This is a genomic window from Pseudomonas sp. YuFO20 (assembly GCF_035064975.1).
Taxonomy (GTDB): domain Bacteria; phylum Pseudomonadota; class Gammaproteobacteria; order Pseudomonadales; family Pseudomonadaceae; genus Aquipseudomonas; species Aquipseudomonas putida_AE.
In genome coordinates this window covers 90,352-106,408 of the sequence record NZ_JAXDEO010000002.1, presented here as the reverse complement: position 1 = coordinate 106,408, position 16,057 = coordinate 90,352, and the positions used below count along the sequence as shown (strand labels likewise).

General features: G+C 56.8%; 12 protein-coding genes. 8 read left to right on the top strand and 4 right to left on the bottom strand.

From position 1 onward, the window contains the following. Positions 1 to 106 precede the first annotated feature (106 nt). The 3 genes from SOP85_RS01775 to SOP85_RS01765 form a co-directional block, all read right to left on the bottom strand. On the bottom strand, positions 107 to 649 hold the full coding sequence (locus SOP85_RS01775; RefSeq protein ID WP_323625871.1) for a VOC family protein: 543 nt from the start codon (positions 647 to 649) through the stop codon (positions 107 to 109). Then, a complete protein-coding gene (locus SOP85_RS01770; RefSeq protein WP_323625870.1) occupies positions 646 to 2,541 on the bottom strand; it encodes an oxidoreductase in 1,896 nt (631 codons plus the stop codon). The genes SOP85_RS01775 and SOP85_RS01770 overlap by 4 nt, the downstream gene beginning before the upstream one ends. 130 nt (positions 2,542 to 2,671) lie before the next feature. Then, the gene (locus SOP85_RS01765; RefSeq protein ID WP_110753616.1) at positions 2,672 to 3,574 is read right to left on the bottom strand and encodes a LysR family transcriptional regulator; all 903 of its coding nucleotides are present in this window, start codon (positions 3,572 to 3,574) and stop codon (positions 2,672 to 2,674) included. 323 nt (positions 3,575 to 3,897) lie between these two features. Here SOP85_RS01765 and SOP85_RS01760 point away from each other — a divergent pair, with 323 nt between their 5' ends. The 8 genes from SOP85_RS01760 (at position 3,898) to SOP85_RS01725 (ending at position 14,648) form a co-directional block, all read left to right on the top strand. Then, complete coding sequence (locus SOP85_RS01760) at positions 3,898 to 5,316, top strand: alginate export family protein (RefSeq protein WP_323625869.1); 1,419 nt, start codon at positions 3,898 to 3,900, stop codon at positions 5,314 to 5,316. 48 nt (positions 5,317 to 5,364) lie between these two features. Further along, the gene (locus SOP85_RS01755) at positions 5,365 to 7,086 is read left to right on the top strand and encodes an arylsulfatase (protein ID WP_323625868.1); all 1,722 of its coding nucleotides are present in this window, start codon (positions 5,365 to 5,367) and stop codon (positions 7,084 to 7,086) included. Further along, positions 7,070 to 7,978, top strand: a complete 909-nt coding sequence (locus SOP85_RS01750; protein ID WP_323625867.1) for a formylglycine-generating enzyme family protein — start codon at positions 7,070 to 7,072, stop codon at positions 7,976 to 7,978. The genes SOP85_RS01755 and SOP85_RS01750 overlap by 17 nt, the downstream gene beginning before the upstream one ends. Positions 7,979 to 8,158: 180 nt before the next feature. Then, complete coding sequence (locus tag SOP85_RS01745) at positions 8,159 to 9,496, top strand: MFS transporter (protein WP_323625866.1); 1,338 nt, start codon at positions 8,159 to 8,161, stop codon at positions 9,494 to 9,496. Between the two features lie 176 nt (positions 9,497 to 9,672). Next, a complete protein-coding gene (gene salA, locus SOP85_RS01740; protein ID WP_323625865.1) occupies positions 9,673 to 10,959 on the top strand; it encodes a salicylate 1-monooxygenase in 1,287 nt (428 codons plus the stop codon). Between the two features lie 77 nt (positions 10,960 to 11,036). After that, complete coding sequence (gene catA, locus SOP85_RS01735; protein WP_323625864.1) at positions 11,037 to 11,975, top strand: catechol 1,2-dioxygenase; 939 nt, start codon at positions 11,037 to 11,039, stop codon at positions 11,973 to 11,975. 48 nt (positions 11,976 to 12,023) lie between these two features. Then, complete coding sequence (locus SOP85_RS01730; RefSeq protein WP_323625862.1) at positions 12,024 to 13,169, top strand: NAD(P)-dependent alcohol dehydrogenase; 1,146 nt, start codon at positions 12,024 to 12,026, stop codon at positions 13,167 to 13,169. Between the two features lie 27 nt (positions 13,170 to 13,196). Continuing rightward, positions 13,197 to 14,648, top strand: a complete 1,452-nt coding sequence (locus tag SOP85_RS01725) for an aldehyde dehydrogenase (RefSeq protein ID WP_323625861.1) — start codon at positions 13,197 to 13,199, stop codon at positions 14,646 to 14,648. Positions 14,649 to 14,730: 82 nt separating this feature from the next. On the opposite strand, the gene SOP85_RS01720 is transcribed toward SOP85_RS01725, so the two are convergent. Beyond that, a complete protein-coding gene (locus tag SOP85_RS01720) occupies positions 14,731 to 16,005 on the bottom strand; it encodes an MFS transporter (RefSeq protein ID WP_110753630.1) in 1,275 nt (424 codons plus the stop codon). Between the last annotated feature and the right edge of the window lie 52 nt (positions 16,006 to 16,057).

Below are 16,057 nucleotides of genomic sequence, written 5' to 3'. Positions count from 1 at the left end.
CATCGAAAACACAGATTTGAAAACTAACACATCCTTCAAATTTGTACGCAAAACAGGCTTGCCATCGATCGGGGGAATTTCCACCGCTCGTCTGGCAAGCCTTTTCTTACTGCGCCTGGATTTCGTGGTCACCCGGCCCGGTCAAGTCCGGTCGCCAGCGGCGCAGGTGAGTGTGACGCTCATAGGCTTGCGATGAGGGGTAAGTCACCAATTCAATCGTGCTTCCCCAAGGGGTGCGGGTGTACACGTAGCGATTACCAGGCCCTGCGTCCCCGCCCGGGAGGTCGCCGGGTCGGCTGAGCAGAATGCCACCGGCCTTCTCGAGGCGATCGGCGGCGGCATCAATATCATCAACGTAGATACAGATGTGCTGGATACCAAAGTCGCTCGGAACGACGGGCTGCAACTGCTGGACGCCAGTGTAGGAAAACAGCTCCAGGTTGGGGCCGTTGCCCAGACGCAGCATCCGGATTGAGGCAATCACTGCACCTGGCGGAATGCCGAGTCCCGCTTCTACCTCAGGCCCTCCCAGGGGCGCGTCGAGCATGTCGTATAGTTTCTCGGCACCAAAGGCATCGATGAAGAATCGGGTTGCCGCTTCCATATCGGGAACGGTAATACCTACGTGTTCGATTGCGCGAACATTCATGACAACTCTCCTATTTTCGCCGCCGCCCAGAAACCGGATTGGGTCGCCTCATACATCCGCCCACCACGGGACCTTGTACCGATGCTGTGGACGCGAATGTCATCGACCGACTCCTTTAGAACCGTTGAAGGCGCGCGTGCGGTCGCCATTACTACGAAACCATCATCAGGCACCTTTGCTGCTGTGTTGATCGATACGTCCAGATTCTTGAGAAGGCCGGCGAGATGCTCGCGCTGCATATCATTGGTATCGATACCCACGCTATCGGCGGGTGAAACAAGGCTGACCTTTTTGCCTTGCTCCGCCAGCCAAAGGGCAGCGAACATTGCAGTCTCGGTTTCACCAAATACGGTGACCTCGTCAGTCACAGGCAAGTTGGCGCTTGCCAGCATATCGGCAACATCCGGCCCGCGATCCTGCGCAACGGTACCGGTCGCAAGCAGTACGGTGTCCCATGGGGTCAAGTCCAAGTCAGCCGCATCTGTATTGAGTTGCACGTCGACGCCCAAGCGTTCGAGTTCGCTCTCGTAAAACTGGATCATGTTCTTGACCTCCATACGAAACGGGCTCGCAGCTGCCCACGCATGGAGCTGGCCGCCGATGCGATCCGCTCTCTCGACCAACCTCACACTATGTCCACGCTCGGCAGCCAGTATCGCGGCCTCACAACCGGCCGGTCCGCCACCGACAATCAATACTCGCTCCTGTCTGGAAGCAGGGCGGCGAGCATCACTTGCGCGACGCTCCTGTCCGAGGGTCGGATTGATCACGCACTGGGTACCTTTGCCGTTGAACATCCACCGCGAGATGCACTCATTGACCGCCAGGCAGCGGCGGACACTTTGCGGCTGCCTGCGCCGTGTCTTGTTGACTGTTTCGGGGTCCGCCAGACCCGATCGACCCAAGGCCACGAAGTCGAGTTCGCCGTCAGACACCGCTTGTGCCATCTCGTCGAACAGCCAGGTGAGCCGACCGACACCGATCACCGGGATCGATACACGCTGTTTCACTAGCTTGGCGTAATTGACTAATGATCCTGGCGGTACCATCGGCAGCAACGTCAACGCGGTGTCGTAGTTCCCGGCACTGACATCCAGGGCGTCAACGTAAGGCTCGAGCATTTCGCAAAAGGCCAGGCCGTCTTCCAGCGAGAGACCACCCTCGTAAGGCTCCATCACGCTGAGCCGATACAGAATCGGATAATCCGCACCGACCTGTTCACGGATGCCACGCACGACTTCGAGGGCGAAACGGGCACGGTTTTCCAGGGAACCGCCCCAGCGGTCAGTGCGTTTGTTTGTGAAAGGGGAGAGAAACTGGCCGAGCAGATAGCCATGAGCACCGTGCAGCTCAACGGCATCAAAGCCAGCGGCCACCGCACGTCGGGCACCCTGGACATACTTATCGATCAGTCCTGGTATTTCATGTTCTTCGATTGCACGCGGTGGGGTGCCGAATGCGCTGGTGATACCGGCTGTCGGTGCCAGTGGTGGCTCGTTGCGCTCTGTGTTGCTTTGGGAGTTCTGGCGCCCGGTATGGTGCAGCTGCACGGCAATCTTCGCGCCTTCACCGTGGACCGCGTCGACCAGGTTGCTGAGTGCGCCAATGAACCTGTCATGGTCGATTCGCATCGGGTGACCCGCGGTGCGCCCAACTTCCCAATCGATAGAGGTATTCTCGGTGATGATCAGACCAACGCCGCCTCGGGCGCGGGCTCTATGGTATTCGATGAGCTTATCGTCAACCTCACCGAAGGTGCTGGCGAACTGAGTGAAGATCGGTGCTTGCACGAAGCGATTGCGCAACTGCAAGGTGCCAATACGTCCGGGTTGGTAAAGCGCCGCGGCAGGGCCGTCTGAAATCACAAGGTTTCGGATGTCTGGGTGTGCCATTGCCATCTCCTCATTATTTTTTTTGTTTGAGGTTCTAGCATGGAATGAGCGTCGGCATGAGTATTGAACATTCATGCCGAGGCGTTGAAGAATCCTGCCTTGGCGTCGTAGCGGTACTTGTTCAGGTGGCTTAGTCCGAAAACAACTCAAACATCAGTTGGCGAAGCCAACGATTGGCCGGATCTTTGTTATAGCGTGCGTGCCAGAAGAGGTTGATTTCGATGTTCGGCAGTTCCACAGGCGTCGGTAGAACCGCGAGGCCAAAGGGTTGTTCGCAACTGCTGGCGAATCGCTCAGGCACTGTTGCCACTAAGTTGGTGCGTTGGAGGATGTGGCCAACCGCTACGAAATGGGGCACCTCCAGGCGTATGTTTCGTTCGATACCGGCCCGCGCCAGAAACGTATCGACTTCACCGTGTCCCGTGTTGGCCGCTACGACGCGAACGTGCTCATAACTGCAAAAACGCTCAAGCGTTAACGGTTCCCGGGTTGCGGGGTGATCCTTACGGCACATGCACACGTAGCGATGGTGAAACAGGCGCTGTTGAAAAAAACCGGCTTGCAGGTGCGGCAGTAATCCAACGGCGAGGTCGATCGCACCGTTTTGCAACCCTTCGGCCAGGGTATCGGAAGTGTTGCGCAGTGTACTGATCGAGCACCCCGGGGCGCGTTCAGCCAGCGCGTCCATTAGCCGTGGCATGAAGTAGATTTCGCCAATATCGGTCATTGCCATGGTAAATCTTCGATTGCTGCTGAGCGGGTCGAACGTGTCCTGTCGGCTCAGTGCGTCGCGTAAGGTCTGAATGGCCAGTGCGACGGGTTCGGCCAACTGCCGGGCATAAGGCGTGGGCTCCATTCCCTGATAAGTGCGCACGAAAAGCTCGTCGTTCAAGGTGACACGCAGGCGTTTCAACGCGTTGCTGACAGCGGGCTGGGTCAGATCGAGATTATCCGCCGCGGTCGATACCCGCCGGTCAACCAGCAGTTGGTTGAATACCAGCAGAAGATTGAGGTCAAGCTCACGTAATTCCATAACGCCTCGTGCAGATTGCGCGCTCATGAGGGCAATAGATCTTTGCCCATTATTGGGTCTGCACCGCTCTGAAATCGCCGCTGCAAGTCCCCAAAGCCTAACAAGTGCCATACGGCCGCGTCCATCGCGAGATATACGGGGCTTCTGCTCGCCCTCGATCTTTATTCACGTTCGAAATAGCGGGTATTCGACTCGCTGCATTTATCACGGCAGATGGCTTGGCCATTATCGATTCTGCAGGAGCGCAGAGTGAAATTCACATTGGCTGAATGAAAGGACGCGGACATCCAAAAATGCAATAACTAAAATAATAAAGGCTTGGCATGCACAAAAATACAAGAGCGTTTGCTAACGGCTCATTCCCTTGCTTGCTGATAGCAGCCTCTGCGTCAGTTGCGCAAGCTGATAACTTGGTTCTTCCACCCGCCGCCAGTATTCCATGGGGAGATAACCCCATTTATCTCGCCGATCCTGAAATACGTGAATCGGATTTCCTCGGCCGCATTCGTTATATCCCTCTTTCGGATAATGCCAAGGATTACCTGTCTATTGGTGGTGAGATTCGCTACCAATACCAAGACTATGAACATGCATTATTAGGGGTTGGAGGAGCGAGTAACCCCAACAGCATGCTTCAGCAGCGTTTGCGAATCAGTGGTGACCTCAACTTGAGTAATGGCTTGCGGGTGTTTGCTGAACTTGGCGATAACCGCGAGTTTCAGGCAGAACGCGAAAGTCGATTCAATCGAGATAAGACGGATATTCAGCAAGGGTTTGTCGAACTGACCACCGGTGACCCTGCTTACGGTACCGTTCAACTGCGTGCCGGCCGATTCGTGATGCCACTTGGCAGCGTCCGCCTGGTCGGCCTGCGCGAAGGGGCCAATGTTCGCTATACCTATGACGGCGCCAAGTTAACCTGGTCCACGCCGAGCAAGTCGCGTTGGGAGTTATTTTCCGTCAGCCCTACGCAGATTGATCCGTTGGAATTCGATGATCAGCGTGACAAGACCCAAGATTTTTCCGGACTGTATGGCACCAATGTATGGAGCCCGGCGGGCGGCCAGGTCGACCTGTACGCCTATACCTTCGGGCGCGACAGGGCGACCTACACCAGTAGCTCAGGCAGCGAACGACGCAACAGCTACGGCGCTCGTTTCTACGGCCAGCAGTCGCAATGGGATTATGACGTCGAAGCCGTTTTGCAAGGCGGTAGCAGCGCCGGGCAAAGCATTCGCGCCTGGGGAGTGATGTCTCAGGCCGGGTACACCTTCAATGACATGAAGTATTCGCCTCGACTTGGGTTTCGGGCAAACGCGTTCAGTGGCGATGATGATCCCAAGGACAACACATTGGGCGACTTCGTGGCTCCTGCACTTGCCTCCGGCCTGGTATTCACTGATGCAAATTGGTTCACCGCCACCAACATGATCAATATTGCACCTGCTGTACTTTCTTTAAAGTTTTCCCCGAATGTCAAAGCTGAAGTCAACGTCGACTACTTGATGCGAGAGAGCACCAGCGACGGTATTTATTATTTGCCGACCAGCGCTCCTTATGCGCCAGCTCAAGGTGATGCGCGGCATGTGGCAACCAATACCAACTTCATTTTCGATTGGCGACTTAATCGATTCACTACTGTGCATGCCATGTATACCCATGTGCAGGCGGGGCAAGCGCTGGAGGATATTGGCGGAAAAAACTCTGATTATTTCGGGGTCTACACCCAGTTTGTATTTTGACGGGTGCACAGACTGTGCGGTCAAAAAAAATAATAATGGAGAGATGCAATGCGTGAAGTATTCAAACCAAATTTAATCTGCTCACTGGCTTTGGCGGGTGGCATGAGCCTTCTCGCTGCTCCTGCAAGTAACGCCGCTCCCATCGACAGAGGCCTGCGACCCAACATCGTTTTGATTGTCGCCGATGACATGGGGTATTCCGACCTGAGTGCCTTCGGTAGTGAGATTAAAACGCCTAACCTGGACGCTATAGCCAATCAGGGCGTAATCCTGAGTAATTACCATACGGCGCCCACTTGCTCCCCGACGCGCTCCATGTTGATGAGCGGAACCGACAACCACATCGCAGGTGTCGGCACCATGGCTGAGCTGGTACTGCCTGAACAAAAGGGCAAGCGCGGTTATGAGGGCTACCTGACCGATCGGGTGGTCGCTTTTCCCAAACTGCTACAGGCCAATGGCTACCGGACAATGATGGTCGGCAAATGGCATCTGGGCAGAACCCCTGAGCTAAGTCCCGACGCGCGGGGATTCGACCAGTCCTTTGCCCTCATCGAAGGATCGGCCGACCACTTCACCCAAGGCGGAACAACGGATAAGAATCCCAAGGCCACCTATCGACTCAACGGCCAAGAAATAGAACTGCCGAAGGATTTCGGTTACTCGTCTGATTACTTCACTTCTACTGCAATCAAACAAATCGACTCAGGTAACAGCGATAAACCGTTTTTTGCATATTTGGCTTACACCGCTCCCCACTGGCCATTACAAGTCCCGGCGGCCTATCAAGAGCGATATCGAGGGTTTTACGATAAAGGGTATGCCTCCATCGCGCAGGCCCGACTTGAGCGGATGAAGGCCAAGGGTCTGGTTGCCCGGGATGTGCATATCAACCCGGGACCCGATGTCTGGCCTGGCTGGGAGAAACTCTCGACCAAAGAACAACAACTGGAAGCTCGCCGGATGGAAATTTATGCCGGCATGATCGCCAATCTTGACGACAACGTCGGGCGGCTGGTCAAACACTTGAAAGACACCGGCCAGTACGACAATACCGTATTCGTGTTTTTTTCCGATAACGGCGCGGAAGGAAGCAACCCCGAAGACGTAACGCCAAACAATGGCAAATGGATTGCCGAACACTTCGACAACTCACTCAACAATATTGGCAAGCCCGGGTCATTCAGCGGCTACGGTCCCAACTGGGCGCGAGTGAGCTCAACACCTTTCAGAATGTACAAGGCATTCACCTATGAGGGGGGGATTCGTACTGCTGCGTTCATCAAGGGGCCAGGCATGCGTCACGGAGAAGTTTCCGATACCTACATGAGCGTCAAAGACATCGCCCCTACGTTTCTGGAGCTTGCTCAGATCAAGCACCCCTCCACTGAGGATGCGAGCGTTGCGAAAATGCAGGGAAGCTCAGCCCTGAGCTTTCTGAGGAAGAACCAGACCAGCGTACATCCTGCAGATGAAGTCCAGTGCACTGAGCTGTTTGGCCGGGTCTCGCTGCTTCAGGGGAACTGGAAGATGACCTTCAGTAATGCGCCCTGGGGTACAGGTCAATGGGAACTGTTCGACATCCGGAAAGATCCCACCGAGTTACACAATCTTGCGGCTCAACAGCCACAGGTCACTCGCTCGCTGTTGAACCAATGGCAACAATGCCAGGCCCGCAACGGGATCGAATGGGATACCGAACTCGCCACAAAAATTCGATTCGGCAATGAAATCAAGCATTACGAGACGGCAGATGAACAATCACGTTGACTCCGGTCTGGTTGATCGCAACGGGGCCGTCCTGATCAGAATTCCTGAGGGCCGATTTCTGATGGGATCTCAAGATCACTACCCTGAAGAAAGCCCCGTGCGCTGGGAGGAGGTCATTGGATTTTTCATGCATGCCACTCCCGTCACCAACGCCATGTTCGCAGCGTTTATTGCTCGAACAGGTTATGTGACTCAAGCAGAACGGTGTCTGGCGCCAGAAGACTATCCCGGCGTCGCACCGGATCTGTTGCAGCCGGCATCGCTGGTATTCATGCCGCCCGACGGCCCGGTTCAACTGGACGATGTGAGCCGTTGGTGGTCATTGGTTCCGGGCGCCGACTGGTGTCACCCGCTGGGGCCCGACTCGAACCTGCAAGGTCTCGACCAGCATCCGGTGGTCCATGTTGGCCTCGAAGATGCGCATGCTTATGCCCAGTGGGTGGGTTGCGAGCTGCCCACCGAAGCGCAATGGGAATTTGCCGCGTGGGGAGGGCGAACAGGCAGCGAGTTTGTCTGGGGCGATCAACTTGTGCCGGATGGACGCCATATGGCCAACATCTGGCAGGGAAATTTTCCCTGGCGCAACCTTGCTCTGGATGGGTACGACCGGACCTCGCCAGTGGGCGCATTTCCTGCCAATGGTTACGGGCTGCAGGACATGATCGGTAATGTCTGGGAATGGACAATCACGCCATTCAACAATCCCGGACGGGGTAGCGGTAAGCCTTCCTGCTGTGCCAAAGGCGGTGGCGAGAAAAACATGAGGGTGCTCAAAGGCGGTTCCCATCTTTGCGCTCCGGATTACTGCCAGCGCTACCGCGCGCCGGCCCGTTCACCCCAAGCCCCGGATACCACCAGTTCGCATATTGGTTTCAGATGCGTACGCCGATGAGCTTTATTCACGATCGAAATAATCAGTATTCGCCTGGCTGCATTTATCCCGGCTGTGGGTTTGCCCATGATCGAGCCAATGCCCGGGTATGGGCGCATCTGCATTTCACCCTTAGGCACGTGCAGTAACCGGAGGCGCCAGATCCTCCGGCTCTATAACAATGACAAGAAGAGCGAAGCCATGCGTACGATAGATGTGTCAGCCCTGATTGACGGGGCACGGTTCAATGCCTTCCATGCGCGCGTACTGTTCTGGTGCGCGCTGATTATCATTTTCGACGGATACGATCTGGTCATCTATGGGGTCGTGCTGCCCTCATTGATGTCCGAGTGGGGCCTCAGTTCGTTGCAGGCTGGTGCGCTGGGCAGTTGCGCGCTGGTGGGCATGATGCTGGGGGCGTTGTTTTTCGGTTCACTGTCCGATCGTATAGGTAGACGTAAAACCATCATGATGTGTGTCGCCATCTTCAGTGGCGTCACAGCGATCAACGGCTTGGCGCAGAGCCCCGAGGCGTTTGCGTTGTGCCGGTTTATCGCCGGTCTTGGGATCGGTGGGGTGATGCCCAACGTTGTGGCGTTGATGAACGAGTACGCGCCAAAGAAATCGCGCAGCACCCTGGTGGCGATCATGTTCAGCGGCTACTCGTTGGGCGGAATGCTATCGGCGGGCCTGGGCATGGTGCTCATCCCGCAATGGGGATGGCAAGCGGTGTTCTATGTAGCGCTGATACCTCTGTTGGCCTTGCCTTTTTTAATACGCCAACTGCCGGAGTCGATGGATTTTCTACTGCGCACCGGGCAGTCCGTGAAGGCTCAAAATCTATTGGCACAAGCCGAGCCGTCTTACGTACCCACTCCCAATGACCAGTTGAACCAGATGGTCGCCAAAGGCACGAAAGTGTCGATTGCGCAGCTGTTCCAGGACGGCCGCAAGGTGAACACTTTCATGCTGTGGTTGGCGTTTTTCTGTTGTTTGCTGATGGTTTACGCGCTGAGTTCCTGGCTGCCGAAACTCATGACGGCCGCAGGCTACGGATTGAACTCCAGCCTGGCGTTTTTGCTGGCGTTAAACATCGGCGCGATAATTGGCGCGGTGGCGGGTGGATGGTTGGGGGACCGTATCGGGATCGCCAAGGTCTTGTTCGCGTTTTTCAGTTGCGGAGCGTTAGCCCTTAGCCTGTTGGCGCTCAAGGCGCCGTTACCCGTTCTTTATCTGCTCATCGCCATTGCAGGGGCGTGCACCATTGGTACGCAGATCCTGGCCAACGCCTGCACGGTGCAGTATTACCCCGCGCACATAAGGTCTACCGGGCTTGGTTGGGCGATGGGTATCGGGCGAACCGGTGCCATTATCGGTCCGCTGCTGGGTGGGGCACTGCACGCTTCATCACTACCACTGCAGGCCAGCTTTCTCATCTTCGCCATACCAGGATTGATAGGGGCCATCGCCATTCTGGTGTTTCTGATTCAGAACGCTCCAGGCCGTCAGGCTGCTTTATCCCGGCAACCCGCGCAGTAACTTTTGCAGAAAAAGACGAGCCCGGGGGAGGGCTCGTCTGACCGATGCCTGGCCGATCTGAAGAATAATATTCACACCCATGATGGAATGTATGGGGGTTGCGGTATTTATCAATAGCGCTCGGATGGCGATGATTTGCTTACTCCAATAACAATCAGCCTCATGGGTAACTTGCTATGCGTACTTCTCAATCCAAACTGCAAATCGGCATTGTTGGCGGCGGTATCGCCGGCGTGGCTCTGGCTTTGGACCTTTGCCGTCATTCCCACCTCGACGTGCAATTATTCGAATCGGCGCCTGCCTTTGGCGAGGTCGGAGCGGGTGTCTCGTTCGGCGCCAACGCCGTTCGTGCCATCGCGGGCCTGGGTATTGCCGAACCCTACCGCAAGATTGCCGACCAGACGCAGGATCCCTGGCAGGACATCTGGTTCGAATGGCGTCGTGGTGAAGATGCCGGTTATCTGGGCGCAAGCCTGGCCGAAGGGGTAGGGCAGTCATCGGTACACCGTGCTGACTTCCTCGATGCGCTGGCCAGCCAGTTGCCGGAGGGAATCGCTCAATTCGGCAAGCGCGCCGTCAGTGTCGAGCAAGATGCCGAACAGGCTCGCGTGGTGTTCACCGATGGCACAGAGTATCGCTGCGACTTGTTGATCGCCGCGGACGGTATCAAGTCATCGATTCGTGATCATGTTCTCAACGGTCTTGGCCAACCCCTGGTTGCGCCGCGTTTCAGTGGTACCTGCGCCTATCGCGGGATGATCGACAGCCAACAGCTGCGCGAGGCCTACCGGGCCCGGGGTGTCGATGAACACTTGATCGACGTCCCGCAGATGTACCTGGGGCTTGATGCTCATATCCTCACGTTCCCCGTCAAACAAGGCCGGCTTATCAACGTTGTAGCCTTCATTTCCGATCGCAGTCGTCCTGATCCAACCTGGCCAAGCGATGCTCCGTGGGTACGCAATGCCAGCCAGGAAGAAATGCTCTCTGCCTTCAACCATTGGGGAGACGCTGCTCGGGTGCTGCTCGAATGCATTCCATCCCCCACCCTTTGGGCGCTGCATGAACTCGATGAGTTGCCAGGTTACGTGCACGGCCGCGTGGGTCTGATCGGCGATGCTGCGCATGCGATGTTGCCACACCAGGGCGCCGGCGCAGGTCAAGGCCTGGAAGACGCCTGGCTTCTGGCGCGCTTGCTGGCCGATCCGCAGGTCCTGGACAGCCAGCCACAGGCGGTGCTCGAAGCTTACGACGCCATCCGTCGTCCCCGTGCCTGCCGTGTGCAGCGTACCTCCTGGGAAGCCGGGGAGCTGTATGAAATGCGTGATCCAGCTGTGGCCGATGACGAACAACTATTGAGCAAAACCCTCGCCGAGCGCTTCGACTGGCTATGGAATCACGACATGCAGTCCGACCTTCAAGAAGCCCGTGGCCAGTTAGGCTGGCGAGCAGTCGCGGAATGATTTGAACCGACACGAGCGAAGGGAGCACCCAGCGGCTCTCTTCGTGGGTGCATACCAATAAGATCAGGTGAATCGAAATGACAGTGAAAATTTCTCAACTGCCGCAATTGCAGCAATTCTTCCGAGAAGCCTCTGGGCTGGACAACAATGCAGGCGATCCGCGCCACAAGCAGATAGTCTTTCGGTTGCTGCAGGAAGTCGCCAGAGTGATCGAAGATCTGCAGATCAGCGACGATGAATTCTGGGGTGCCGTGGACTACGTCAACCGCCTGGGCGCCAAAAACGAAGCAGGTTTGCTGGTCGCCGGGCTCGGCATCGAACACTTCCTTGATCTGCTGGCCGATGCCAAGGACGCCGAAGCGGGTCGTACCGGTGGCACCCCACGGACAATTGAAGGCCCGTTGTACGTCGCCGGCGCTCCGCTGTGCGAGTACCAAACTCGAATGGATGATGGAACCGAGGATGGCACAGCAACGGTGATGTTTCTGGAAGGGCGTGTAACCGACCTGAACGGCCAGCCGATCGCTGGGGCCACCGTGGATTTGTGGCAAGCCAACACCCAGGGCAACTACTCCTACTTCGACAAGAGCCAGTCTGAATTCAACTTGCGTCGCCGGATTCTCACCGACGCCAATGGGTGCTACCGGGCTCGCAGCATCGTGCCTTCGGGCTACGGTTGCGATCCAGCCGGCCCGACTCAGGAATGCCTCGATCACTTGGGCCGCCACGGTCAGCGACCCGCGCATATCCACTTTTTCATTTCTGCCCCTGGGCATGAACATCTGACCACCCAGATCAATCTGTCGAATGACAAGTACCTGTGGGACGACTTCGCCTACGCGACTCGTGACGGGCTGATTGGTGAAGTTCGCTTTGTGGAAGACGAGGAACGAGCCGCCGCCATGGGTGTGGCAGGGCGCTTTGCCGAGATGACTTTCAATTTCAGCCTGCGTCCGGCCGCCAGCGAACAAGCAACCCATCGCAGCCAACGCCCGCGTGCGTTGCAGTCTGCCTGACAAACCGACGTTTTCTCGGCTTTGACGAACCACACCAAGGAGACAACGATGTCCCGGACCGATGCACAATCGATGAACATCCGTGCCGCAGTACTACGCACCTCGGGAGCCCCATTGCAAATTGAGGATGTCCTTCTCGAGGCTCCTCGTCCAACCGAAGTGCGCGTGCGTGTGGTCGCTACAGGTGTTTGCCACACTGACATGGTGGTGCGTGATCAGCTGTTTCCCACTCCTCTGCCCATCATCCTCGGTCATGAAGGTGCCGGTGTCGTCGATGCAGTCGGTTCTGCCGTGACGACCGTGCAACCAGGCGATCACGTGGTCATGACGTACATGTCATGCGGTCTTTGCCTGCCTTGCGAAACAGGTCACCCGGCACATTGTACGCACATGCACCCGCTGAACTTTGGTGGCGGCCGCCTCGATGGCAGTACCTCCGCTTGCTCATGTGGCAACGACCACGCCATCCACGACCATTTCTTTGGCCAATCCTCATTTTCCACTTACACGATCGCCAATGAGCGCAACGTCGTCAAAGTCCCAAAGCAGGCACCATTGGAACTCTTGGGGCCGCTGGGTTGTGGCATTCAGACGGGCGCAGGATCAGTTCTCAACGCTCTCAAGGTTGAGGCAGGATCGAGCTTCGCCGCCTTTGGTGCAGGTGCGGTCGGACTGGCAGCGGTAATGGCGGCGAAGGTCGCTGGCGCTACGACCATCATTGCTGTGGACGTCACTCCGAGTCGCCTGGAACTGGCTCTCGAACTGGGAGCGACCCATGTCATCAATAGTCGCGAAGAGGATCCGGTTCAACGCATTCAGGCCATCACCCAGGGCGGTGTCAATTACAGCCTTGAATGCTCCGGTCGCTCCGAGGTATTGCGCCAGGCGATCGACTCAGTCACCACGCTCGGCACCTGTGGCATCGTCGGCGCTACCAAAGTGGGTACCGAGGTTGCCTTCAATATCAACGACGTGATGATTCCCGGCAAACGGATCATGGGCATCGTGCAAGGCGATGTCGTTGCCAATGCCTTTATTCCGAAGCTGGTTGATCTCTTCCTGCAGGGCCGATTTCCCTTCGACAAGCTATGCAAGTTTTATGAGTTCGATGAGGTGAACCAGGCGATGGCCGATAGCGAGCGCGGTGTCACCATCAAACCGATTCTTCGCATGCCAGTCCCTGCTTCGGTCTAACTTTTTCGATTTCCCAAGGAACCAGCAATGACCGTTCAAATCGTAATAGACAATCAAAAGCTCGACGCCTCCAATGGCAAGACTTTCCAGCGTATCGACCCGCTCAGTGCCGCGACCGTGAGCGTAGGTGCAGCCTGCAGCGTCGAGGACGCCATCCGTGCTGCCGAGTCTTCCCAACGCGCCTTCCGGACATGGTCAAAAACCGGCCCAACCGAACGTCGTCGCATACTGCTCGCGGCAGCCGATGCCCTGGAATCGAAAATGGCGCAGTTCTGCTCGGTCATGGCCGAAGAGATTGGCGCTTCGCAACTCTGGGCACAATTCAACGTGGGTGCATCGGCCAACCTGCTGCGTGAAGCCGCGGCCCTGACCACACAAATCAAAGGCGAAACCATACCTACCGACAAGCCCGGTGCACTGTCGATGACGTTGCGCCAACCGGTGGGCGCGGTACTGAGCATCGTGCCTTGGAACGGGCCGGTCATTCTCGGCGCACGGGCTATCGCCTACCCACTGGCGTGTGGCAATACAGTGATCTTCAAGGGTTCTGAAAGCAGCCCACGTACGCATGCGTTGCTGGCCGAAGCCTTTTACGATGCCGGTTTGCCGGCCGGGGTATTGAACTTTCTGATCAGCGCGCCAGAGGACGCGTCTGCTGTGACGGAAGCACTGGTAGCTCATGACGTTGTACGTCGAGTGAATTTCACCGGCTCGACCAAGGTTGGCCGCATGATTGCTCAGACTTGCGCCAGTCATCTCAAACGATGCCTCCTGGAGCTGGGTGGTAAAGCACCTTTTATTGTTCTGGATGATGCGGATATCGACGGAGCAGTCAACGCGGCCGTTTTCGGAGCGTTCCTTTATCAGGGTCAAATCTGCATGTCGACCGAGCGTTTCGTGGTCGATGAAGCGGTTGCCGACCAATTCGTTTCTCGTTTTGCGGAACGCGTGAGATCGCTGGAAACGGGCGTTCCATCGACGTCGCCAAGTTGCGTGATTGGTCCGATGATCGGCCAGGGCTCGGTACAACGGATCAATCATTTACTCGATGACGCCATCGGCAAGGGCGCTGACATCGTGGCTGGTGGCCTGGCGGAAAATGCTTTGATGGGCCCGACACTGGTCGATCGGGTTACCCGTGAGATGTTGATTTACGACGAAGAGACCTTTGGACCCGTTACAACGATCGTACGGGTGAAGGGGGCCGAGCAAGCTCTGGAGGTCGCCAACGACACCGCGTACGGTCTTTCCTCTTCAATCTTCAGTCGCGATGTCACACGGGCATTGGAATTGGCGGGCCGACTGGATGCAGGCTGCGTACACATCAATGGCGCCACCGTACAAAACGAACCGCAGGCCCCTTACGGCGGAATGAAGAAAAGCGGCTACGGACGCTTCGATGGCAGCGCGGTCATCGAGGAGTTTACCGAGGTCAAGTGGGTCACGGTTGAACCCTCCAACCAGCCTTATCCCTTCTAAATGTGAAACCGGCGCGTAATGCGCCGGTTTTTTTCGCCACTGCGATGCCAAGCAATAGCAAGCCTGCAGGGCTTACAAAGCTCTACTGCTTTTGCGGGTCAAACTGCTTGTCCCTGATAAACAGCGCCGGAATCACGCCACAGATGAAGTAGGCCGCGCCCATCACCAGGAAGCCCACGCCGATCGAACCATGGGAGGCGAGGAACCCGATTGCGGCCGGCGCAATCGCTGCGCCCAGGCGCCCGATATTGTAGGCACCGCCGACGGCGGACCCACGAAACTTGGCCTCGAAGCTTTCGGTCATGTACGTGGCATTTACACCGTATGGAATGCCGTACAAAAAGCCGAACACCACCAGCATCCACAAGATGTTTTCCGGGCTTTGGAAAAGCACGATCACGGGGAGGAAGATCGCAGTCCCCAGGGCGCCAAAGGCGAATACGGTACGACGTCCGATACGATCAGCGGCCAGGCCAGCGAGAACCTTGCCCAGGATCATGGCGGTGTAGGTGCCGACCATGTAGCCGGTCATGGATTTGAGATTCAGGCCCAGTTCGCTTTCCAGGTACGTCGGCATCCAGTTGTTCACACCGTAGTAACCGAACTGCAAAAAGCCGGCAGTCATAGCCCAGAAGAGGAACATGCGACGAGCCTGAGGGTCACTGAAAATCAGTTTGTACATACCCTCACGCTTTTCTGAAGCCCGGCTGTGGATACCAGCAATTTTCTGCCGGGCACGCTCAGCCTGAGCGTTGATCCAGGCTTGTGGCTCCGGCACGAAATGCTGCATCACCACGGCCAGGATCACCGGGATAATCGCGACGTAGAACAGCCAGCGCCAGCCATGGCTCGGCAGTATCCAGCCCGCCAGCAGCGTCGCGACGATATAGCCCACGGACCAGCCTGCCTGCAGGGTACCGAGTACTGTCGTGCGGTAGCGGGTGGGCACGTATTCCGACATCAGGGTGTTGCACGCCACATACAGTGCGCCGATCCCCAACGAGGCTATGAATCGGGTGATCGCGAATTGCCAATAACTATGCGTAAGGCCCAGTACCGCCGTGCCTACGGAAAACAGCGTGATACTCCAGACCACCGTTTTCACCCGACCGAAACGATCGCAGGCCCAGCCACCGTAGATGCCACCGATGGCCATCCCGGCCAAGGTGAAACTTCCCAGACTGCCGGCCTCAACGTTGCTCAGGCCGAACTCGGCCTTCAGGCTGCCGAGGCTGTAGGAAAGCAGCATCAGATCGGCACCGTCGATCAGCAATCCAAGAAAACAGAAGATGAAGACCAGCACCCAGGTACTGGTTTTGGCGTGCGTAGTCACGCTCGCCTGAGCTGCAGCGTCCATGGTGTTACCTTTTTGTATTTATTGGAGGAGGGCACTTGAACCGGAAATTGAA